The sequence below is a fragment of the Shinella sp. WSC3-e genome (assembly GCF_945994535.1).
GTDB classification, from domain to species: Bacteria; Pseudomonadota; Alphaproteobacteria; order Rhizobiales; family Rhizobiaceae; genus Shinella; species Shinella yambaruensis.
In genome coordinates this window covers 721,648-742,828 of record NZ_OZ000531.1, presented here as the reverse complement: position 1 = coordinate 742,828, position 21,181 = coordinate 721,648, and the positions used below count along the sequence as shown (strand labels likewise).

The window sequence follows — 21,181 nt, the reverse complement described above, 5'->3', positions numbered from 1 at the left end:
TTGGCCTCCGGATCGGTGGGAGGGGAGTTATGGCCCAGAACCGAGGGGACGGCAACCCGGCAACGAAGGCCCCGTTCCCGGCGGAAGACGCAGCCCCGGGAGGGTGAAAAGCGAATTTACGATTGCGGCGAAAATGAGAAAATATACTCTATCAATCTTATAGGGATAATATATAACTCTCCTCAGAAAACGGGACGGACATGATCGTCCGCACCCGAAGGCCGACTGAAGAGAGCCTTCACAACAAGGGATGATGGATGAGCAACGCCAAACTCGAAGGCCGCCCCGGTTATCTGCCCTTCGGCATCGCCAACGACCGCAGGGCCCGCCGCGCCAGACAGCAGGCCCTCGTGAACCAGATCGTCATTACCGGTGCCTTTCTCTTCGTCGGCGCCGTGGTCTTCGGCCTCGTCGGCTGATTTTCCGTTCCAGATGCGATGATCGCGGACTGCCTCAGTCCGCCCCGAACACGTCGCGCGTGTAGATTTTGTCCCGGACGTCTTCGAGTTCTTCGGCGAGGCGATTGGCGATGATGAGGTCGGCGCGGCGTTTGAGGTCGGCGAGATCGCGCACGACTTCGGAGCGGAAGAACGTGTCCCCCTCGAAATCCGGCTCGTAGACGATGACCGGAATACCCTTTGCCTTGATGCGCTTTATGATGCCCTGGATGGAGGAGGCGCGGAAATTGTCCGAGTCCTTCTTCATGGCGAGGCGGTAGACGCCCACCACCTCGGGGTTGCGCGCGACGATGTCGTCGGCCAGGAAATCCTTGCGCGTCGTATTGGCGTCCACAATGGCCCGGATGAGGTTCTGCGGCACTTCGCTGAAGTTGGCGAGCAGCTGCTTGGTGTCTTTCGGCAGGCAATAGCCGCCATAGCCGAACGAAGGGTTGTTGTAGTGCGTGCCGATGCGCGGATCGAGCCCAACCCCCTCGATGACCTGGCGCGTGTCGATGCCATGCGTCATGGCATAGGAATCGAGCTCGTTGAAATAGGCGACCCGCATCGCGAGATAGGTGTTGGCGAAAAGCTTGATCGCTTCGGCCTCCCCGGAGCCGGTGAACAGCAGGGGGATGTCCTTTTTGATGGCTCCTTCCTGGAGCAGGCCCGCGAACCGGCGGGCCTCGGGCGTGTCGCCCCCTATCACGATGCGGGAGGGATGGAGGTTGTCGTGGAGCGCCTTGCCCTCGCGCAGGAATTCGGGCGAGAAGAGGATGCGGTGGTCGTCGCGCGCCGCCTGCAATGATTGCGTATAGCCGACGGGCACGGTCGACTTGATGACGATGGTGGCGCCGGCGTTGACGCGCCGCACATCCTCGATGACGGCCTCGACGCTGCTCGTGTCGAAATAGTTGCTGTGCGGATCGTAGTTCGTCGGCGTCGCCACCACCACGAAATCGGCCTTGGCGAAGGCTTCGGCCTTGTCCGCCGTTGCCCTCAGCCGCAGGGGCTGCGTGCGCAGATAGGTCTCGATCTCCGCATCGACGATCGGCGAGACGCGCGCATTCAATTTGGCCACGCGCTGTTCGCTGATGTCATAGGCAAGGACGTCGTTGTGCTGTGCGAGAAGCACGGCATTGGAAAGGCCGACATAACCGATGCCGGCAACCGTGATGTCGACCATGAATACCTCTGAACGGATGGACGGACGGCGCAGCCGGCTTCGATGGGGAAGGGCCTGCTGTCTATCGGCGGAATTTCTCCCGCAGTTTCAATGCCATGTTGACGGAGCCGGGAAATTCGCGGCGGCCGAATGCGATCTTGCGGACATAGTCGTCGATGTGCCAGATCGCCGAGGACCCTGCCGGGAAATAGGCGATGTCGCCCTCCTTCAGCACGCGCTCGGCGCCGTCCTCGCCGGTGACCCGCACCTCGCCGTCCAGGATGAGGACCGTTTCGTCCCATCCGAAATACCAGCGGAAGGTGCCGGCCGTACAGTCCCATATGGCGGTCGTCGCCTGCTGGTCGGCGGAACGCGAGTGAAGAGAAAGGCGCGCCTCCGGGTTGCCGGCGATGATCCATGAGGGCTCGATCGGCGCGGGCGCCATTTCAAGTTCGTCGAGCGCGGCGGTGACGATCCCCTTCGCCGTCGTGATCTCGGAATAGCGCGTGCGTATCGCCACCCCCACCATCGACGCCAGAATCAACTTCAATACCATGTCCTGCCCCCCGGCAATCGTGCTGCCCCAATGCGCTCCCGAATTCTCCGGGAGAGATCTAAAGAATATCTGAACCTGTTCCTTCACATCCCCCGTTTCTGCCGGTGTGCTACTGCAGGGCTTCGAGGATGCGTTCCTTTCTGGCCGGATGGCGGTCGAGATAGGACTGGCCGAGCGCCTTGTCGACATACCCGCCTGCAAGCTCCTGCAGGACTTCTATGCCGTAGTCGGCATTGGCTTCGATGATGAGGGGACCGGACGGCGTGATGGCGATGTCCCAACCCAGCGACCGGAAAGGCGCGAGCGTCTGGGCGGCCCGTTGCACCGCCTCGCGTACGTCGCGCCAGAACGGCATGGTGAATGTCGCCGGGTCGATGCCGAAGGTCGAGCGGATATCGTAATACTGGCCGCCGTATTTCGGCTCGCGCTTGGCGCCCGTCATGAGGCGGCCGGTTTCGATATCGACGGCGATCATGTAGCCGCCGATGCCGGAATTGTCGATGATGCTGCCGGGCATGCCCACCTTGAGCGCGGCGGTATTGAAATGGACGGTTCCCGCCGCGTCGACGAAGGTATCGATGCGCACCGTGTTGACGGAGGTCGGGTTGAACCGGGAAAGCTCCGGATGCTGGTCGATCGTTTCCTGGACGATGAAGTCCGTCCAGTGGAAGCCGTTGTTGGTGTTGAAGACGAGATGGTTGAACCGGGCCTGGTCAAGCACCTCGTCCTTGTGCAGCAGGCGGCCGTCGCGGGTGCGCAGCTTGAACACGGCGCTGCCCGAGCCGCCCGTGAGCGGCTTGACGATGATGCCGTCGGGAAGGTTCATGGCGTCGATCGCCCGGACGAAGTCGTCATGGGAAACCGGTTTGCCGGCCATGTCGCCGATGGCATCGCGCCGCAGCCGGAAGAGGGTGTTGGTCGTTCCCAGATCGGCCGCGCGGATAGTGGTCTCGAAGAGCAGCTTGTCCTCGACGATCGTCGGGTCCGCCGCCGCATTCGCCGTGTCGCGCGCTATGTGCAGGAGCTCCGTCGGGAAATACCGGTAGATCTCCTTGCCGAACCGCCTGAGATAGAGGCTGTGTTTCAGGTATTGATAGGGGAGGTAGCCGTACAGCGTGTAGAGTCGATAGATCTCGGAAACCTGCTGCGGAATTGGTTTCTTGTCCGAAGCCTTCAGATAGACCTGGAAATCTTCGGTCAGCATTCTTTTGAAGCGCTTATAATTCCTCGTTATCATGTTACGTCTCCTCGCGGTTCGGTAAAACATCCATCGAGCGGAATCGGTCTATTGTTTCGATTGTGCCCTCTTCCACGAGCGCTTCGGCAGGCTGCGGATGGGAGAGGAAATTCACCGGGCTCGCCGTCAGGCCGTAGGCGCCGGACTGCAGGACGGCGACGAGGTCCCCAGCGCGCAGTTCCGGCAGGCCGGTGTCGCGGGCGAGCGTGTCGAGCGGCGTGCAGAGCGGGCCGACCACGGTTGCGGGCTGGTCCGGCTCGGCCGTCATGCGCGCCGGCGCGACGACGGGGTAGTTGCGCTTGATGACCTGGCCGAGATTGCCGGAGGCTGCCAGATGGTGATTCATCCCGCCATCCAGCACGAGGAAGCGCACGCCGCGGGAGGTCTTGAGCGCGTTGATCTCGCTGACATAGAGGCCGGCTTCGCCGGTGAGGAACCGGCCGGGCTCGACGATGGCGCGGGCATCGGCCAGCAGGGGCTCGGCGCGCATCCGCGCCGTCAGCTCCGGAACGGCCGCGGCCACGGCGTCGAGGTCGAGCGGCTTGTCGTTGGCATAGTAGGGGATGCCGAGGCCGCCGCCGAGGTCGACGGTGTGCAGCGGCCTGCCGGTCGTGCGGGCGACACGCGCCGCAAGGTCGATGGCGTGCCGCCAGCCGCCGATCAGCGCCTCGGCATCGAGGATCTGCGTGCCGCCGTAGACGTGGATGCCGACGAGGTCGATGTTCGGCGCGGCCGTCACCGCGGCGATCGCCGCGTCGAGGTCTTCCTCGTCGAAGCCGAAGGCCGTCGCCTTGCCGCCCATCCGCATGGCTCCGACCTGCACGTCCGGAACCGGATTGATGCGGATGGAGGCATGGACGCGCTTGCCGATCGCGCGGATCCGCTCGATCTCGTCGAGACCCTCGATATGGATCTCGCCGATGCCGCCCTCGATCACCGCTTCCAGTTCCGCGCGGCGCTTGCCGGGTCCGGCAAAGAGGATCCGCCCGGGTGCCGCGCCTGCGGCGATCGCCGCGCGATATTCGCCGAGCGAGGCGATCTCGACACCGGCGCCCTCCTCGACGAAGAGCCGGATGACGCTGCGCGCCGGATTGGCCTTCACCGAATAGTAGATGGAGGCGAAGCCGTCGAGCGCCGCGGCAAGCCGGCGATAGGCCCGCCGCATGCCGCCGCCGTCATAGATGTAGGCGGGCGAGCCGATGCGCGAGACGATCTCGCGGACCGCAAGGCCGCCGACATGGAGGTCGTCGCCGCGGATGTCGAAAAGCTGCCTTGCCAGCGCATAGCCGTGGTTTGTCGCCTTGCCTGCCGGATCAGCCATTGTTCGCGCGCTCCCTGACGAGTTGCCGGTAGTCCACCTTGCCGTTCGGCGTCACCGGCAGCGTTTCGACGAGCTCCAGGTCACGCGGCACCATGTAGGCGGCGAGCGTGCCGGCGACCGCCTGCAAGACGGGTGCGGTCTCGACATCCGGTTCCAGGGCGACCGCCACCGCATGGACCTTCTGTCCGGCAAAGTCGTCCGGCAGGCCGATGACGGCGACCTGGCGGAAGCGCCCGGTCGCCATGATCGCCTCTTCCACCTCGGAAGGGCTGATGCGATAGCCCGAGGACTTGATCATCGCATCGTTGCGGCCGATGAAGCTGAAGAAGCCGTCCTCGTCCTCCACCGCCAGATCGCCCGAATAGCAGACGATGTCGCCGCCCTGGTCCCTGGACCGGAAGGGGTTCTGCTTCAGCACCCGCGCGGTTTCCTCCGGCCGGTTCCAGTAGCCGAGCGAGACGGTGGGTCCGCGGTGGACGAGAATGCCGGGTTCGCCCGGTTTCGCGCGGCGGCCGTCCTCCGTCACGATGAAGATCTCGCATTCCGGGATGGCCTTGCCGATCGAGGTGGGGCGGCGGTCGAGTTCCTCCGGCGGCAGGTAGGTCGAGCGGAAGGCCTCCGTCAGGCCGTACATCAGGATGACGTTCGTCGCCGGCAGCATCCTGCGCAGGTTGGCGACCGTCTGCGAGGGAACCGCGCCGCCGGAATTGGTGACGTAGCGCAGATGCGGCAGCTCCGTCTTGTGCAGGAGCGGCGAGGCCTTGGTCAGGATCGCCCAGATGGTGGGTACACCGGCAAGGCCGGTGATCCTGTGGTCGCGCAGCGCCCGCACGATCTCGTCGCCGAAGCGGAAGGTCAGGATGACCGTCAGCGCGCCTTGCTCCACCGCCGTCAGAAGCTGGTTCAGGCCGTAGTCGAAGCTGAACGGCAGGACGGAGAGGATGCGCTCGTCCGGCGTGATGGCGAGATAGGTGCGAACGATGCGGGCGCCCGCCAGGAGGTTGCGATGCGACAGCATCACGCCTTTCGGTCGTCCGGTGGAGCCGGACGTATAGAGGATCGCCGCAAGGTCCTCCCCGATATTGTCGTCGCGCAACGCGGCGGGCTCTACCTCCGCCATCTCCTCGACGAGAAGGATGCGCGTCTCGAAAACACCCTCCAGGCTCGCGGCGACCATCGGCGCAAGGTCCCGGTTGGTGATCACGACACGCGCCGCGCAATCGGCCACGATATGGCTGATCTGCTGGCCGCGCAGCAGCGCGTTGATCGGAACGAAGACGCCCATCGCCCGGCTGACGGCGAAGATGGCGATGCATTCCTCGAGGCCGCGCGGCAGGAAGATGGCGGCGCGGTCCCCGCGCTCCAGGCCGGCGTGCCGCAGCGCCGAGGCGAAACGCTCGACCTCGCCATGAAAGGCGCGGTAGTCGAGCTGCCGGTCGCCGTCGATCAGCGCAGGCCTGTCGCTTTGCCGGTGGGGGGCGAGCAGGTGATGGAGGAGGACAGGGGCCTTGATCACGTCCGCGCCCGCGAAACGAAGTTGACGAGGCTTGCCGGCGTTCCCAGTTCCTGGAAGTCGAAACCGTCGTCCTCCATCGAAATGCCGAAGCGTTCGCCGAGGAACATGATCAGTTCGAGGAAGCCCAGGGAATCGATGGCCCCGTCGAGCAGCGGCGTATCCGGCGTCACCGGCGCAAGCGCGGGAAAGCGCTTGGTGATGTAGCCGTAGATTTCTGCCTCGATATCCGGGGCGGCAGTCACATTGTCCAGCATGGCTTTTCCCTTCGTGAAGACCGGTCGCGGCTAAACCTTGAGCAGCACGCGTTCGGAGTAGAGTTCATCGATGATCCGCTCGTCCCATTCGCCCTTGACCTGGTAGCGCAGCCCGCTTTTCCAGCGCCAGGCATGGGGGACATGCCGGCCGCGCGGCAATTGCAGGCAGAGCAGCGGCACGCCATGCCGGAGCAGCAGGCGGGCCAGGATCGCCAGGTTGTCGGTGACGAGATCGCTGCTTTCGGCGTAGATCACCCGGGCGAGCGGGATGCGCTTCTTGCGGATGACGTCGAAGACGACGGGATGGTGGCGCCCGTTGCTCTCGATCACCGTCACGATGCAGCCGAGGTCCCGGTGCGCCCTGAGGTCGCGCATGAGCGCCTCGGCAATGGCGCCCGCCGGCACCGCGTCGAGCGCCACGAGCCTGCCCCGCCTGCGGCCGGCGATGGCCAGCCAGGGAAGGGCAAACAGCGGCAGGTCGTAGTCGATCGTGCGGAAGCCGAGGCGGTTGTTGAGCTCGGTCGCGGCCTTCGATGGCGTCAGGTCCGTGTAGGTCGCCCGGCTGTCCGACATGGCCGCCAGCAGCATGCGCGGCGCATACCAGCGGTGGCTTTCCTCGACATACCAGCTGGAAAGGTTGATCACCTTCCGCCCGGTCCGTTCGTCGCTTCTCGCGATCGTCAGGAGGATGCCGATGGGGGTCTCGCCCGCCATCAGGAAGTTGCCGATCGGCCCGGCGCCGGCCGTACCTTCATGGTCGAGAAGCCGCTTCAGCCCCCGCCGCCAGAAGTCGCGCGTGCGTGACGGAAAGCCCTTCGTGAGAAGGTCCGAGGCGGCGTCCAATCCGTCATGGCCTATGGCGCGTAGCTTGAGCATATCCTGCGTGGCGATCCTGTTCCGTGATGCCAGTCTCTAGTCCCGACTCCTTCAGAAAGGCTAAACGGAAGCCCGCGCGCCGGGCGCCGGCGGCTCCTGAAGCCAAACAAGGTAAACAGTTCGCATGCTGCCGGCCGGTCTTTCGATGCGACCGTTCAGCGGGTGCGCGAAAGCGATGTCGCCGCCTGTTCGACGATGTCGAAGAGCCGTTCCCTGCTCGCCCGCGGGGTCACGTTGTGGTCGGTATCCGGCAGGATATGGAGCTCGACGTTGGGGTAGGCGGCCAGCCCCTCCGCCTGCCTGCCGAAATGGACATGGAAATTGTCGAGGCCCGGATCGTCGACGCTGTAGACGAGGCATGTCCGGCCCGGCCGCTGCGACAGGGCACGAAAATCGCCGTGGACGGCCCGCTCGAGCCGCTCGGTTGCCAGAAGCGGGCCGAGCACCGGCGCGAGACGCTTGGACAGGCGCTGGGCGATGCGCTGGCCGATGTTGCGTGCGGCGGCGCGCAGGTCGATGTCGCCGGAGACGAGGCGACGGAACGTGTCGAGCTGGAGCGCCTTCTGGGAATAGTCGCCAAGGGCGCGGGGTGCGCTGGAGACGATCGCCTCGCTCGGCGGTTTCAACCAGCGGAACGCATAGGGATTGACGGAGATGCACGCGGCCCACCGCTCGTCCTGCGCCGCCGCGCGGAAGGCGACATAGGCCCCGCTGCAACGCCCGAAGAGAATGGCCGGGCCCGTCCTGCCGATGCCGTCGAGATATTGCCGCACCGATGCCATGTCGGCGATCTGCGGTTCATCGTAGAGAACCTGCGCGCGGCGGCCGGGCACGGGCGGGCTGTCGCCGACGCCGGCGCTGTCGAAGCGGAACGAGGCGACGCCTTTTCGGGCGAGATGGCGGGCGAGATCGACGCCCGAGCGCGCCCAGCCGCCCTGGTGGTCGTAGCCGGTGGTCAGCAGCACGGCCGTCGTGCCCGTGTCGCCCTGCATGGGCTCGGTGAGCGTTCCGATGAGCCGCCCGCCGGGCCCGAAGCGCAGGGCGGTCTCGCGCACCGCGCCGACGGCGAGGACGGCGGGGCCGGCCGGAAGCCTCGGGGGATGGCGGGCGGGCGCCTCGAAGGCGGCAAGGCCTTTCAGCCAGTCCGGGAAGGCTTCGAGAAAGTCGGCCGGGATTTCCTGCCCGAGCGGATTGGAGACCAGCTTGTCATAGCCGCGGAAGGTGAAGTCCCGGATCGCCGCCTCGCCTTTCGCCAGTCGGTCGCGCAACTGGCGGTCCGCCGTGTTGTCGGGCCGCGCGGCGAAGAAGACCTGCCCGGCCGGGTTGTCGTCGAAGGCGTCGGCATTGAGCGTCGCGAGCGTGTCGACGATGCCCTGCGGCATCGTCAGCCCGGCGATCGTGCCGGGCGCGGTATCGCGCATATGCGGGGCGACGCCCACCCCCTCGTCGACGACGGCCGACCAGACGGAGAGTTCCCGCAGGTAACGCCGGCCGGCGACGACGGGTGCGAGCAGCGCGAGGCCGGCAAGGTTTTCCACATGGGGGCTTGCCTTGAGCGCGATCGCCGCACCGAGGCCGAAGCCGAGCAGGACGACGTTGTCCGCGCCGGAGAAACGGCGTACGGCCTCGACCCCCGCACGGGCGGCCTCCACCCAGCAATCGACGTCGATGACGGCATCGGGGGCATCGAGCGCATTGGCGGTGCCGGGATAATCGAAGCGCAGGCTCGCGACGCCGGCTTCGGCCAGCACCTCGGCGGTGATGCGGAAGAAGCGCCGGGTGCACAATTCGTCAATTCCCCAGGGGCTGAGGAAGAGAACCGCGATATCGCGCGCCGGCGATGCGCCCGATGCAGGCTTGAAGAGCCCCGGAAGGCCTGAAAAGGCGACGGGGCAGGCGGCCTCACCGGCTTCGGATGTTCTTTCCGCGGCGGTGGCCGCGCCGTTGTTGGCGTTTGCCGACATTGCGTGTCTCGTCCCCAGTCCACCGCTGCGCAACGCCGCGTCGCGCCGAAGGCGACCCGCGGGACCGTGCCATCGCGGATGTCGGCTTGACCAGGCGCGCGGACATTCCGTCCCTCCGGCGCACGATTTAAAGATGCATCATCCATCCGTTGTGCCGGGCAAAGCTTAAGATCGGGTGTAATGGCTTGCCTGACGGCGGTGCTCTAGACGGTCCTGTCCTTCGCCAGGAACATCCAGGTCGCGCCGACGAGGGAGACCTGCACGGCGAGACGGGCAAGCCCCGCGCCCAGCAGGCCGCCGAGCGAGGCGCCCGCCGTGATCGCCGGCACCATGATGAGGGCCGTGAGGATGAGCAGGGTGATGCGCAGCTTCTGCTTGCCCACCGCCCGCAGGATATCGGCGCCGATGCCCGACAGGCCCATCAGCAGCGGATAAAGCGCCAGCAGTTGAATGATCTCCGGCGTGCCGTCGAAATCGTGGCCGATGAGATAGGGGATGTAGTCGGCCACGAAATAGAGGAAGATCGCGATCGGAACCGAGATCACCAGGGAAAACGGAACGAGACGCAGGCCGAAGCGCACGCTTTCGGTGGCGCTGGCGGAGGCGTTGCGGAAGTGGCGCGTATAGGTCGCGTAGAGCAGGGCGCGGATCGGCGCCGATGCCGCATCGACGATCTTGAAGCCTGCGGCATACTGGCCGGCGATGTCGGGGCCGAGCGTCTGGGCGACGGCCGGCTTGTCGATATCGGCGACGCTGCCGATCGCGACGAACTCCAGGCAATATTGCAGGCCTAGCGAGATGTCCGCGCGGATCACGCCCGGGGAGGGCAGGCCGCAGACGACGGCTACCAGCGCCATGGCCACCAGGGCGCCGAGCGCCGAGGCCGCAAGATACCACCAGGCCCAGTCGTCGAGCGTCAGGTCCTTCTGGTACAGGATCGCCGCCACCAGGAAGAGCGCGCGCAGCACCGCAAGGCCGACATTGACGAGCAGTTGCAGCTTTGCCCGGTCGAAGGCCATGAACGCGCTGGCGCAGACGGCGACGATGCGGCCGAAGACGAGATGGGCCACGACGAAGGCAAGGAGCGAGGCGACGTGCACATGGTCGCCCACGAGATAATGGCCGATGACGGCGGCAAGGACGGCGATGATCGGCACCGTCAGCGCGGACATCGCGACGCTGTGGCCGAGGGAGCGCGAAAAGCTCGCCGGATCGACGGCGACGCGCTGGATCATCACATGGTCGCTGCCCAGCCCCACCAGCAGCACGCCGATGCCGTTGATGCTCGAAAGCGCGACGAAGACACCGTATTCGGATGAGCCGAGATAGCGGGACAGCAGCATGAAGTAGCCGAACTGGATGACCAGCTGCATGCCGAAGTTGAATGTGTAGACGATCGTGTTCCGGGCGAGAAGCGAACCGCGAACTTTGTCGGCAAGCGCCACGATCCGTTTCATCCAATCACCCTGCGCTCTGCCCCCGTGGCGCCCGGGCACGGCCCGGCAGCCGCCCGATCACGGCGCTACGTCTAGAACAATGGCGGATTGCGCGCAATGGCGGCAGGGCCGGTAAACCGTTTCTTGAGCTTTGCGGCGTAGATGGAGGACGCTCGCCCTGTTGCCGCCGGAGACACCATGCTTGCGAACACGCTCTACCTCACCTTCCACGGCATCGGCGCGCCGATCGTGCCGCCCGCGGAAGGGGAGCTGCGCTATTTCGTGACGGAAGAGGTCTTCCGCCGAACGATCGCCGGCCTCGACGACCTGGAGGCGAAGACCGGGGTCGAGGCGTATGTCACCTTCGACGACGGCAATCTCTCCGACTATGACGTCGCGTTGCCGGTGCTGGCGGATCATGGCCGGAGCGGCATCTTCTTCGTTCTCGCCGGCCGGATCGGGCAGAAGGGCTATCTCTCCGCCGCCCAGATCCGCGATATCGCCGCGGCCGGCATGACGGTCGGCAGCCACGGCCACGACCACGTCGACTGGCGTTCCCTCGACGAGGCGGGATATCGCCGCGAACTTGTGGATGCCCGCAGGAAGATCGAGGATGTGCTCGGCGCGCCGGTCGCCTATGCCTCGATCCCCTTCGGCGGGTTTGACCGCTCGGTCTTGCGGCGGCTGAAGGCGGAACGCTACGACCGCGTCTTCACGAGCTCCACGGGCCTTGCCTATCGCGATGTCTGGTTCTGCCCGCGCCGGTCGCTGACCGAAACCTTCGATCCCCGGAGCGGCCTCCTGCCGCTCGCGCGCCCCGGCGCGAAGGCCCGGGGCCTCGCCTATCGGATCGCGCGTCGGTTGCGCTATCGCTGGTAGCCGACCTCCTTCGCATTTGATCGTTTTCGTTTCGCGCACATTAACCAAGCAACCACGAAACCTGCACCGAAAGGGAACTGGACGGCCGAAATTAACGCCGTGTTAGACACGAACCGTCATCAGCTTGGGGAACGGCGTATGCGATTGTCGGTTGCGAAGGCGCCGGAAACCGCAGCCCCAACGGGCCGGCAGGAAGGATGGAGCGCTTGACCTTGATTTCGGTAGTCATGTGCACCTTTGACAGGGAGGTGATGGCGCGGCGGACGATCGCATCCGTCTACGCCCAGCGCCTTGCCGACGGGCACGCCTTCGAGATGATCGTCGTCGACAACACGCCGGACGCGAACGCGCGAGCCTGGGTGGAGAGCCTGTCGGGCCTCGAACCGCCGTTGCGCTACGTCCACGAGGCACGAAGCGGCATTTCCCATGCGCGAAACGCCGGGGTGGCCGCCGCGAAGGGCCAGTTCATCGCCTTCATCGACGACGACGAGACCGCCGAGCCCGACTGGCTGGCGAACCTCCACCGCGCGCTGCTCGCCCATGAGGCCGACATGGGCACCGGGCCCGTCCTGCCGGTCTTCGAGAACAAGCCGGCGCTCGGCTGGGACCCCACGCCCTTCTTCTTCGGAAAGCGCGAGGCCATGGCGACCGGCGGCCAGCTGCAGGCCGCGCGCACGGGCAACATCATGCTGCGCGTCGCCACCTGCTTCGACGGCACCCCGCCCTTCGACCCGCGCCTCGGCCGGTCCGGCGGCGAGGACACGGAATTCACCCATGGCCTCTACCGCAAGGGGCGCAAGATCATCTGGGTGGCGGATGCGACCGTGCACGAGTTCTGGCCGCAGTCGAAGGCGTCGCTGCCGGCGTTCCTGCGCCGCAAGCTCGTCACCGCGCGCAACACGACCCATGTGAGGATCGCCTGGGCGCCGCGGCCGGTGTCGACCTTCCTCGCGGTTGCGGTGAAGGCGCTTGCCCAGCTCGTCGTCTTTTCGCCGCTCGCGGCGGCGAGCTATCCGTTCAGCCGCCAGTTCTATGCACGCAACGCCATGCAGGTCATGTCGGCGCTGGGCAAGCTGACGTTCTGGCAGAGGGCCGGCTATTACGGACGGAGCGGAGGGGGGACGTGATGCTGCAGAAACCCGCAAAACCCTATCGCGTGGCGATCTTCCACCAGGGCTGCGTTCCCGTCTACCGGCGGGGCTTCTACGTGCGGCTGGCCGAGACCTCCCGCAACCAGTATGTCGTCTTCCACGGCAAGCCGCCGTCCAACACCTCGCTGCAAGTGGCCAAGCCGCCGTTTCCCTTCGCCAATGTCGAAGTCGGCACCGTGGAGCTGCGGCTGAAAAAGGCGCTGCTGATCTGGCAGGCGGCGGTCTCGCGCTATGTGAAGGGGCGGTTCGACGGCGTCGTCATCGGCCACGAGTTCAAGTTCCTGTCGAGCTTCGCCATCCTCGCGCTTGCCAAGCTGCGCAGGCGGCCGGTCTTCTGGTGGGGCTTCGGCTACCGCAAGGCCTACGGCTCGTGGGAGGAGGGCGGCGCGCGGCCTCCGCTCAAGGACCGGATCGCCCGCTGGGCCGCCGACCGCCTCGCGCGGCTTGGCGACGGCTACCTCGCCTATACCGAGAAGGGGCGTGAACATCTCCTGTCGATCGGCGTGCCCGCCGACCGGATCCAGGTCGTGCGCAACACGATCGACGTCGAAGAGCAGATCGTGCTCGCCGACAGGGCCGCAGCGTGCGACGACGCCGGGATCCGCGCCGAGTTCGGCCTGCGGCCGGGTTCCGACGTGCTGCTCTATGTCGGCCGTCTCGTGCCACGCAAGGAGGTGGACAGCCTGGTGCGTTTCGCCGTCGCCTCTCCCGAGGTGGACGGGCGGCCGGTGGACGTGCTGGTGATCGGCGACGGCGAGGAGCGCGCCAGGCTCGAGGCGCTTGCCGGCGGGGCGCGCAACATCCGCTTCGCCGGGGCGATCGACCCGTCCGACCTGCGCATCGCCAAGGCCATGAAGCTCTGCCGCGCGGTCGTCATCCCCGGTTATCTCGGCCTTGCCATCAACCATGCCTTCGCCCATGGCCGCCCCATCATCACGCGCAAGCACGACTTCCACAGCCCCGAGATCGAATATCTGACGGAGGGCGAGGACAGCCTGCTGATCGCCGGCGACGAGGCCGATTTCCACAAGGGGCTCGCGGCTTTCCTTGCCGCGCCGGAGGAACAGCAACGCCTTGCGGCAAACGCCGCCGCCCGGCGCGAAACCCTGAGGATGGACTACATGGTCAAGGCCTATGACGATTTCATAAGCCGTGTCGTGGCGAACGCGGACAACGGCCGATGACGAACGCGATCGCCAAGCTCAGGATGGCGTCCCTCGGGGATGCATTGGTTCGCCGCTTCCCGCCGCTCTATCACGCCTATCGGCGGGAGCTTGCCGCTTTCGACGACAGCGATATCGACGGCCGCAGGGCGCTCCAGCAGCGCCTCGTGGAGCGGACCCTCGCGGCTGCCTCCGGCCTGCCCGGTTATGCGGCCTGGCGGGGCAAATCCCTCGATGCCCATCCCCTCCTGACGAAGGAGATGCTGCGCTCGGGTCCCAACCGCTACCGCTCCTCGTCCGGTTTCCTGACCACGGCGGCGGCGACCAGCGGCTCGTCCGGCATTCCGCTCGCCATCAAGCGCAGTTTCGCCTCCGTCGTGTTCGAGCAGGCGGCGATCGACCATGTGGTCGCGCTCGCCGGCGGCGACTTCCGGCGCGACAGGATCGCCGTGCTGCGCGGCGAGGCCATCAAGGACCCGTCCGACCGGACGCCGCCCTACTGGCGCGTGGAGCGCGGCGGGCGGATCCTGAACTTCTCCGTCGCCCATCTGAACACCGCCACGGCGGAAACCTTCTTTGCCGCGCTGAAGGAATTTTCGCCGAGCGTCATCTGGGCCTATCCCTCGGCGCTCGACATGCTTGCCGCCTGCATGGAGCGCCGGGGCTGGCGGCTCGACGTGCCGGTCGTGCTGACCTCTTCCGAGGTGCTGACGGACGAGCTGCGCGCGCGGGCGGAACGGCTCTTCGGCGCCTGCGTCGCCGATTATTACGGCCAGGCCGAGCGGGTCTGCTTCGCCTATGCGTTGAAGGCGTCGGCCTACCGGTTTATGCCGGCCTATGGCCGCGTGGAACTGCAGCCGGCGGAAGGCGAGGGCGGCGGACGCTTTCGCATCGTCGCGACCAATCTGCGCAACGAAGCGCAGCCGCTGCTGCGCTACGACACCGGGGACATCGCGATCGCTGCGGACGCCGCCGACGCGCAGGGCGCCGAAGGGGTGGCGCTCGGCATGCGGCCCTTCGCCCGCATCGAGGGGCGCGAAAGCGACTATCTGATCGCCCCCGACGGCAGCCGGCTGATCGGCATGAACCACATTCCGCGCTCCATCGACGGCCTCGTGCAGATGCAGCTGCGCCAGACCGACCCGGACCGCGTGCTGGTTCTCGCCGTTGCCGAGGGGCCTGCGGACGAGACGCTGAAGGCGGCGATCGCCGCGAAGTTCGCGCCGCGCCTGCCCGGGACGATGCGGGTGGAAATCCGCTTCTGCGAGGCGATCGCGCGGGAGAAAAGCGGGAAAATGCCGCTCGTGGTGCGTGAAGCCGGCCTTCACGCGCCGGGATAGGGTATCCGAAAGGTTTTGCCGCTAGGACGCAGGTCCGGCAGCGGCGTTCGTCATCACGCCGGCAAACGGCACCATTTCAGAGGTTCGCATGAAGATTTCGCTATTTGGCCTTGGTTATGTCGGAGCCGTGACGGCAGCCTGCCTTTCGCGGGACGGACATGACGTCATCGGCGTCGACAACCAGCAGCTCAAGGTCGATATCATCAACAGCGGCAACTCGCCCGTCGTCGAGGAGGGCGTCGGCGAACTGATCCGCGCCGGCATCGAGAACGGCCGGCTGCGCGCGACCACCGATGTCGACGAGGCGGTGCGCGCCACGGACATGTCGCTGATCTGCGTCGGCACGCCGAGCCGCAAGAACGGCTCGCTCGACACCGATATCGTCGTGCGCGTCTGCCAGGAGATCGGCGCCGCCGTCGCGCGCAAGAAGCGCCCGCATACGGTCGTCATCCGCTCAACGGTCCTGCCGGGCACGATGCGCAACCTCATCATCCCGACCCTGCGCCAGCATGCCGGCGAGGATGCCGCGCTCTCCATCGGCAACAACCCGGAATTCCTGCGTGAGGCCAGCGCGGTCTTCGACTACGACAACCCGCCGAAGATCGTCGCCGGCGGCGAGACCGAAGCCGTGGCGGCAACGATCGCCTCGATCTATGACGGCATCGAGGCGCCCCGCTTCCTGACCTCCGTCGACGTGGCCGAGCTGGTCAAATATGCCGACAATGCCTGGCACGCCGTCAAGGTGGCCTTCGGCAACGAGATCGGCAATATCGGCAAGGCCGTCGGCGTCGACAGCCACGAGGTCATGAAGATCTTCTGCAAGGACGAGAAGCTCAACATCTCGCCGCGCTACCTGATGCCGGGCTTCGCCTTCGGCGGGTCGTGCCTGCCGAAGGACGTTAGGGCGCTCTCCTACAAGGGCCGCGAGCTGGACCTGGAGCTGCCGCTGCTCAACAGCCTGCTGCGCTCGAACGACGAACAGGTCACCCGCGCCTTCAACGAGATCATGGCCCATGGCCGGCGCAAGATCTCCATCTTCGGCATCAGCTTCAAATCCGGCACGGACGACCTGCGCGAAAGCCCGCTGGTGACGCTGGTGGAGCGCCTGCTCGGCAAGGGGATGGATATCCTCATCTATGACCGCTTCGTCAATTTCGCCCGGCTCTACGGCGCCAACCGCGATCACATCCTGAACGTCATCCCGCATATCTCGTCGATCCTCGTCGATGATTTCGACCGGGTCGCGGCGCACGGCGACGTGCTGATCGTCGGCAACGCCGATCCGGAATTCGAGAGCCTTCCTGCACGAATGCGCCCCGACCAGCGGCTCTACGACCTCGTGCGACTGAAGAATGTGAACGAGCTGGAGGACCGCTATGAAGGTGTTAACTGGTAAGGAGGTCGAGGCCGCGGTCGACCGGCCGTTCGACCGGCGCGTGCTCATCATCGTGGAAAACCTGCCCGTGCCCTTCGACCGCCGCGTCTGGTCGGAGGCGACGACGCTTCGCGCCGCCGGCTACGCGGTTTCGGTCATCTGCCCCACCGGCAAGGGTTTCGAGGCGCTTTACGAGGAGCGGGAGGGCGTCCACATCTATCGCCACCCGCTGCCGATCGACGCGCGTGGCGCGCTCGGCTACCTGCGGGAATATTCCTCCGCGCTTTTCCATGAAGCGCGACTGGCCTTCAAGATCCGCCGCCGGCACGGGTTCCATGTGATCCACGGCTGCAACCCGCCGGACCTGATCTTCCTCATCGCCTGGCTCTTCCGGCCGTTCGGCGTGAAGTTCCTGTTCGACCATCACGACATCTGCCCGGAACTCTTCGAGGCGAAGTTCGGCAAGCGCGGCTTCCTGCACCGCGTGACGCGCTTCTTCGAACGGCTGACCTTCCGCTCGGCCACGGTCTCCATCGCCACCAACGAATCCTACCGCGAGATCGCCATGCGGCGGGGCGGGATGGCGGCGGACGACGTGTTCGTGGTGCGCTCGGGGCCGAAGATGGAAAAGCTCCAGATCCGTCCGCCGAAAGAGGAACTGAAGAAGGGCTTTGCTTTTCTCGTCGGCTATGTCGGGGTCATCGGGCAGCAGGAGGGCATGGATCTGCTCGTCGAGGCCGTCGACCACATCGTCAACACGCTGCACCGCACGGACATCCATTTCGGCATCGTCGGCGGCGGCCCGGAGCTGCCGACGATCATCGAGGCCGTGGAGAAACGCGGCCTGTCGCGCTATTTCACCTTCACGGGCCGCGCGCCCGACGACATCATGCTCGACATGCTGAACACCGCGGACGTCTGCATCAATCCCGACCGCGTCACGCCGATGAACGACCTTTCCACCATGAACAAGATCCTCGAATACATGGCGCTGAAAAAGCCCATCGTGCAGTTCGAGACGCGGGAAGGGCGGGTGTCGGCGGGCGAATCCTCGCTCTATGCGAAGCCCGACGACGTGCGGGACTTCGGCGAAAGGATCGTGGCGCTGCTCGACGATCCCGGACGGCGCGAGGCCATGGGCGAACTCGGGCGCAAGCGCATCCTCACCTCCTTCTCCTGGGAGCATTCGGCGCCGGTGCTGCTCGCCGCCTACGAGCGCCTGTTCGAGAAGATCGGCGCGAAGGCCGGGCGATGACGGCCGGCCGCCTTTCGAGCCGCCTCGCCTGGTATGCCCGGCGCCTGTCCGCCATGTCCACGGCGGAAGTGGCGCACCGGGTCGGCGAGCTGGCGAGGAAACGGTCCGCCCGGCTGGCGCAACCGGGCTGGGCGCGCTTCGATGTGGGGGACGGGCCGCTCCCCGTCTTTCCCGTCGCCATCGATCCCGCCTTGGCCGATGCTGATCTGCTTGCGCGCTGGGACCGTGTCGCGGAGCTGGCGATGGCCCGGCGGCACCCTTTCCTCGGGCGGGAATGGCCGCCGGCAGGCGAAGCCTCGCTCTGGCATTTCGATCCGTGCTCGCGCCGGGAATGGCCGAGGGACCGCTATTGCTTCGACATCAACTACCGGCATAGCGATGTCTATGGCGATGTGAAATATGTCTGGGAGATCAACCGGCTGCAATATCTGCAGCCGATCGCAGCGCTTGCCGCGCGCACGGGCCGGGCGGAGCTCGGCGCGTTCGTGTCGGACGAGATCGCGGGCTGGATCGCCGACAATCCGCCCTTCCACGGCATCAACTGGCCGTCCGGCATCGAGCTGGCCCTGCGCGCCATCAGCGTGCTTGTCGCGACACGGCTGGTCGGCGACGACGCCTTTTCCCCGGCCGCCCGCCGTTCCATCCGCGCCTTCCTCGCCGCGACCGGCGCCTGGCTCCGGCGCTATCCGTCCCGGTTCTCCTCGGCAAACAACCACCTGATCGCGGAGGCCGTCGGCCTCTATGTCATCGCCACGGCGTGCCCCGACCTGCCGGCGGCGAAGAGCTGGCGCGCCTATGCCCGCCGCGTGCTGGCGGAGGAGGCCGACCGCCAGTTCCATGCCGATGGCATCGGCGCCGAGCAATCGCCGACCTACACCGCCTTCACGCTGGAGCTCTACCTGACGGCCGCGCGCGTGGGGCAGGCCGCGGACGATCCGCTGCCGCAGGCCGTGCTGCAAAAGCTCGCCGCCGTCGGCGAGGCGCTCACCTGGTTCATGGACGAAAACGGCGCGGTGCCGCGCATCGGCGACGACGACGAGGGCCGCGTGATCGTCAGCGATCCCGAGGCGGACCGGCACTATGTCGCCTCCGTCGTCTCGGCGGCGGCGGCGGTCTGCGATCGGCCGGACATCGCCCCGCCGGCCGCGCCGCCGCACCTGCGCGATCTCGTCTTCGGTCGCCGCCTGGCGCCGGTGAAGGGCGTGGGCGTGCGCACCTTCCCGGAGGGCGGCTACACGGTGCTGCGCGACCGGGTGCACGGGCGGCAGCTGGTTCTTGCCATGGATCACGGGCCGCTCGGCTTCCTGTCGATCGCCGCGCACGGCCATGCCGATACGCTGGCCGTCTGGCTCGACTACGGCGGCAAGGCGCTGCTTGCGGATGCCGGAACCTATCTTTATCACGCCGGCGGCGCCTGGCGCGATGCCTTCCGGGGTACGCCCCTGCACAACACGCTGTCGATCGGCGGCGAAAGCTCCAGCCTGGTCTCGGGCGCCTTCAACTGGAAGACCAAGGCGCAGGCCCGCGGGCTTGCGGTCGACGAGCGCCTCGATGCCTTTTCCTGCGCCGCCGCCCATGACGGCTACCGCGCGCGCTTCGGCGTTGCGCATGCCCGCCTGCTGCGGCGCCTCTCCGCCGACACGTTCCATATCGAGGACCGGCTCGACGGTGCGGCGGCGCCGACCGAGACCGTCGCGATTTCCTTCCTGTCGGGGGAGGGCATCGACATCCGGGCGACCGACCGGCCCGGCACCTTCGACTTCGTGGCCGACGGCCTGCCGCTGATGCGGCTTGCCGGGCCGCAAGGCTGGGCGGCCACGCTGGAGAGCGGACGGGAGGCCGGGCGGCTCGGCTGGCGTTCGCCGTGCTTCGGCGTGAAGGTGCCCTCCGCCCAACTGGTGTTCCGCGGTTCGGCGCCGCCCGGCGGAACGATGCGCACGGAAATGAGGCTGCTGTGAAACGTCTTTGCTCTCTCGCCCTGCTGGCCGTCCTGCTTTTCGGCGCGGCAACCGCGACGCTGGCGGCGGATGCGCCGGCCTTTCGGCGGGGGATCAATCTCGCCCGGCTGCACAGCCTGCCGATGGACGATCCTGAGGTTCCCGGGGCGTTCCTCTGGCCGCCCTTCCAGGGGCCGCTTGCCCGGATCGACGATGCGGAGCTCCATCGCCTGCGGGCCGTCGGTTTCGATTTCGTCCGCCTGCCGGTGGCACCCGCCCCTTTCCTTGCCGTGACGGAAGCCGAACGGCGCCTGCTCATCGACGCGCTCTACGATACGGTGCGGCGGTTGCAGGCCGCCGGTTTCGGCGTCCTCGTCGATGCGCATCCCAATCATTTCGATCCGAACTGGTCGGCGCCGAGGATCCTTGCGGATGCCGACGGCGCGGCGTTCCGCGCCTATGGCGAATGGCTGAAGCAACTCGCCCGCTATCTGCGCGACCTGCCGGCGGACAAGACGGCACTCGGGTTGATGAACGAGCCCCAGGAAGACTGCCGGCTGACGACAGCCAACGAATGGACGCGGATGCAACCATTGCTCTATGCGGCCGTTCGCGAGATCGCGCCGGATCTCGCGCTGGTCCTGACGACGGGATGCTGGTCCTCGCCCGACGCACTGCCCCATCTGGAGATGGAGCCGTATGACGCCAATACGCTGGTCGACGTGCACTATTATCGACCCTATCCCTTCACGCACCAGGGCCTTCCCTTCGCCAATGCGCCGCTGCGCCACATGTCCGGTCTCGCCTATCCCGGCGTCGGCGCCGACAAGGCCGTTGCGCTTGCCCGCACGAAACAGCTCATCGCGGCGCGCCAGCGCGCCGGCGTCGATGTGCCGGACGACACGCTCAAGCAGGCGAGGGGCGTGATCGCGAACTATTATGACGATCCGCCGCTGGTGGACGACGCCTATGTCCAGGGCCATTTTGCCGCCATGCGGCAATGGGTCGACGCGCAGAAGATCGCGCCGTCGCGGCTGATCATCGGCGAATTCGGGGTCGCCCGCCAGCCGGAGGGCCTGCCGGAAATCCCGGGCCGTATCCTCTGGCTGGAGCATGTCCGCAAGGCCGCCGAAGCGAACGGCTTCGGCTGGGCCCTTTGGGACTACAACGCGGGCGACGGCTATCCCGGTTTCGGGTTGGTTTTTGACAATGAATCACGCAAGATCGATCCGGATGTGATACAGGCGCTCGGCCTCGACCGAAGCGGACTGCACAACTAGAGCCATTCCGGCAAAAGCGCGTTCGGCACTTTCGCGTCC

At 66.6% G+C, this 21,181-nt stretch carries 18 protein-coding genes; 9 read left to right on the top strand and 9 right to left on the bottom strand.

Annotated elements, in window-relative coordinates; genetic code table 11:
* The first annotated feature begins 257 nt into the window (after positions 1-257).
* The gene (locus AABF56_RS26620; protein WP_244766069.1) at positions 258-419 is read left to right on the top strand and encodes a hypothetical protein; all 162 of its coding nucleotides are present in this window, start codon (positions 258-260) and stop codon (positions 417-419) included.
* A 34-nt stretch (positions 420-453) separates the two neighbouring features.
* On the opposite strand, the gene AABF56_RS26615 is transcribed toward AABF56_RS26620, so the two are convergent.
* The 9 genes from AABF56_RS26615 to AABF56_RS26575 form a co-directional block, all read right to left on the bottom strand.
* Positions 454-1,623, bottom strand: coding sequence for a nucleotide sugar dehydrogenase (locus tag AABF56_RS26615; protein ID WP_272808063.1), 1,170 nt, complete (start codon positions 1,621-1,623; stop codon positions 454-456).
* Positions 1,624-1,684: 61 nt separating this feature from the next.
* Entirely contained in the window at positions 1,685-2,158 is a 474-nt protein-coding gene (locus AABF56_RS26610) for a cupin domain-containing protein (protein WP_244766071.1), read from the bottom strand.
* A 109-nt stretch (positions 2,159-2,267) separates the two neighbouring features.
* Positions 2,268-3,395 (bottom strand): sugar-transfer associated ATP-grasp domain-containing protein, encoded by a 1,128-nt coding sequence (locus tag AABF56_RS26605; protein ID WP_272808064.1) that lies wholly within the window; start codon positions 3,393-3,395, stop codon positions 2,268-2,270.
* Between the two features lies 1 nt (position 3,396).
* Entirely contained in the window at positions 3,397-4,716 is a 1,320-nt protein-coding gene (locus tag AABF56_RS26600; protein ID WP_272808065.1) for a type III PLP-dependent enzyme, read from the bottom strand.
* Positions 4,709-6,229, bottom strand: a complete 1,521-nt coding sequence (locus AABF56_RS26595; protein WP_272808156.1) for an AMP-binding protein — start codon at positions 6,227-6,229, stop codon at positions 4,709-4,711. Before AABF56_RS26595 ends, AABF56_RS26600 begins: the two co-directional genes overlap by 8 nt.
* Positions 6,229-6,486: an acyl carrier protein gene (locus AABF56_RS26590; protein ID WP_244766074.1), complete on the bottom strand. Its 258-nt coding sequence runs from the start codon at positions 6,484-6,486 to the stop codon at positions 6,229-6,231. The genes AABF56_RS26595 and AABF56_RS26590 overlap by 1 nt, the downstream gene beginning before the upstream one ends.
* 30 nt (positions 6,487-6,516) lie before the next feature.
* Positions 6,517-7,362, bottom strand: coding sequence for a hypothetical protein (locus AABF56_RS26585; protein WP_272808066.1), 846 nt, complete (start codon positions 7,360-7,362; stop codon positions 6,517-6,519).
* Positions 7,363-7,517: 155 nt separating this feature from the next.
* Positions 7,518-9,326 carry a serine aminopeptidase domain-containing protein gene (locus AABF56_RS26580; RefSeq protein WP_272808067.1) on the bottom strand — a complete coding sequence of 603 codons (1,809 nt, stop codon included), beginning with the start codon at positions 9,324-9,326 and terminating at the stop codon, positions 7,518-7,520.
* A gap of 203 nt (positions 9,327-9,529) precedes the next feature.
* Positions 9,530-10,783 carry an oligosaccharide flippase family protein gene (locus tag AABF56_RS26575; protein ID WP_272808068.1) on the bottom strand — a complete coding sequence of 418 codons (1,254 nt, stop codon included), beginning with the start codon at positions 10,781-10,783 and terminating at the stop codon, positions 9,530-9,532.
* A 177-nt stretch (positions 10,784-10,960) separates the two neighbouring features.
* Between AABF56_RS26575 and AABF56_RS26570 the strand changes: the two genes are divergently transcribed.
* The 8 genes from AABF56_RS26570 to AABF56_RS26535 all read left to right on the top strand — a co-directional run bounded on the left by AABF56_RS26570 (position 10,961) and on the right by AABF56_RS26535 (position 21,142).
* Positions 10,961-11,641 carry a polysaccharide deacetylase family protein gene (locus AABF56_RS26570; RefSeq protein ID WP_272808069.1) on the top strand — a complete coding sequence of 227 codons (681 nt, stop codon included), beginning with the start codon at positions 10,961-10,963 and terminating at the stop codon, positions 11,639-11,641.
* A 206-nt stretch (positions 11,642-11,847) separates the two neighbouring features.
* Positions 11,848-12,768 carry a glycosyltransferase gene (locus tag AABF56_RS26565; RefSeq protein ID WP_272808070.1) on the top strand — a complete coding sequence of 307 codons (921 nt, stop codon included), beginning with the start codon at positions 11,848-11,850 and terminating at the stop codon, positions 12,766-12,768.
* The gene (locus AABF56_RS26560; protein WP_272808071.1) at positions 12,768-13,976 is read left to right on the top strand and encodes a glycosyltransferase family 4 protein; all 1,209 of its coding nucleotides are present in this window, start codon (positions 12,768-12,770) and stop codon (positions 13,974-13,976) included. The genes AABF56_RS26565 and AABF56_RS26560 overlap by 1 nt, the downstream gene beginning before the upstream one ends.
* A complete protein-coding gene (locus tag AABF56_RS26555; protein WP_272808072.1) occupies positions 13,973-15,295 on the top strand; it encodes a hypothetical protein in 1,323 nt (440 codons plus the stop codon). Before AABF56_RS26560 ends, AABF56_RS26555 begins: the two co-directional genes overlap by 4 nt.
* 88 nt (positions 15,296-15,383) lie before the next feature.
* Positions 15,384-16,691, top strand: a complete 1,308-nt coding sequence (locus AABF56_RS26550) for a nucleotide sugar dehydrogenase (RefSeq protein WP_244766082.1) — start codon at positions 15,384-15,386, stop codon at positions 16,689-16,691.
* Entirely contained in the window at positions 16,672-17,925 is a 1,254-nt protein-coding gene (locus tag AABF56_RS26545; RefSeq protein ID WP_272808073.1) for a glycosyltransferase family 4 protein, read from the top strand. The genes AABF56_RS26550 and AABF56_RS26545 overlap by 20 nt, the downstream gene beginning before the upstream one ends.
* Complete coding sequence (locus tag AABF56_RS26540) at positions 17,922-19,883, top strand: alginate lyase family protein (protein ID WP_272808074.1); 1,962 nt, start codon at positions 17,922-17,924, stop codon at positions 19,881-19,883. The genes AABF56_RS26545 and AABF56_RS26540 overlap by 4 nt, the downstream gene beginning before the upstream one ends.
* Complete coding sequence (locus tag AABF56_RS26535) at positions 19,880-21,142, top strand: glycoside hydrolase family 5 protein (protein ID WP_272808075.1); 1,263 nt, start codon at positions 19,880-19,882, stop codon at positions 21,140-21,142. Before AABF56_RS26540 ends, AABF56_RS26535 begins: the two co-directional genes overlap by 4 nt.
* Positions 21,143-21,181 lie beyond the last annotated feature (39 nt).

Excerpts from the sequence above, each read along its gene's own strand:
- AABF56_RS26540 (WP_272808074.1), top strand. The coding sequence starts at position 17,922 with ATGACGGCCGGCCGCCTTTCGAGCCGCCTCGCCTGGTATGCCCGGCGC.
- AABF56_RS26600 (WP_272808065.1), bottom strand. The coding sequence starts at position 4,716 with ATGGCTGATCCGGCAGGCAAGGCGACAAACCACGGCTATGCGCTGGCA.
- AABF56_RS26615 (WP_272808063.1), bottom strand. The coding sequence starts at position 1,623 with ATGGTCGACATCACGGTTGCCGGCATCGGTTATGTCGGCCTTTCCAAT.
- AABF56_RS26545 (WP_272808073.1), top strand. The coding sequence starts at position 16,672 with ATGAAGGTGTTAACTGGTAAGGAGGTCGAGGCCGCGGTCGACCGGCCG.
- AABF56_RS26580 (WP_272808067.1), bottom strand. The coding sequence starts at position 9,326 with ATGTCGGCAAACGCCAACAACGGCGCGGCCACCGCCGCGGAAAGAACA.
- AABF56_RS26590 (WP_244766074.1), bottom strand. The coding sequence starts at position 6,486 with ATGCTGGACAATGTGACTGCCGCCCCGGATATCGAGGCAGAAATCTAC.
- AABF56_RS26570 (WP_272808069.1), top strand. The coding sequence starts at position 10,961 with ATGCTTGCGAACACGCTCTACCTCACCTTCCACGGCATCGGCGCGCCG.
- AABF56_RS26620 (WP_244766069.1), top strand. The coding sequence starts at position 258 with ATGAGCAACGCCAAACTCGAAGGCCGCCCCGGTTATCTGCCCTTCGGC.
- AABF56_RS26550 (WP_244766082.1), top strand. The coding sequence starts at position 15,384 with ATGAAGATTTCGCTATTTGGCCTTGGTTATGTCGGAGCCGTGACGGCA.
- AABF56_RS26560 (WP_272808071.1), top strand. The coding sequence starts at position 12,768 with ATGCTGCAGAAACCCGCAAAACCCTATCGCGTGGCGATCTTCCACCAG.
- AABF56_RS26555 (WP_272808072.1), top strand. The coding sequence starts at position 13,973 with ATGACGAACGCGATCGCCAAGCTCAGGATGGCGTCCCTCGGGGATGCA.
- AABF56_RS26610 (WP_244766071.1), bottom strand. The coding sequence starts at position 2,158 with ATGGTATTGAAGTTGATTCTGGCGTCGATGGTGGGGGTGGCGATACGC.
- AABF56_RS26575 (WP_272808068.1), bottom strand. The coding sequence starts at position 10,783 with ATGAAACGGATCGTGGCGCTTGCCGACAAAGTTCGCGGTTCGCTTCTC.
- AABF56_RS26605 (WP_272808064.1), bottom strand. The coding sequence starts at position 3,395 with ATGATAACGAGGAATTATAAGCGCTTCAAAAGAATGCTGACCGAAGAT.
- AABF56_RS26585 (WP_272808066.1), bottom strand. The coding sequence starts at position 7,362 with ATGCTCAAGCTACGCGCCATAGGCCATGACGGATTGGACGCCGCCTCG.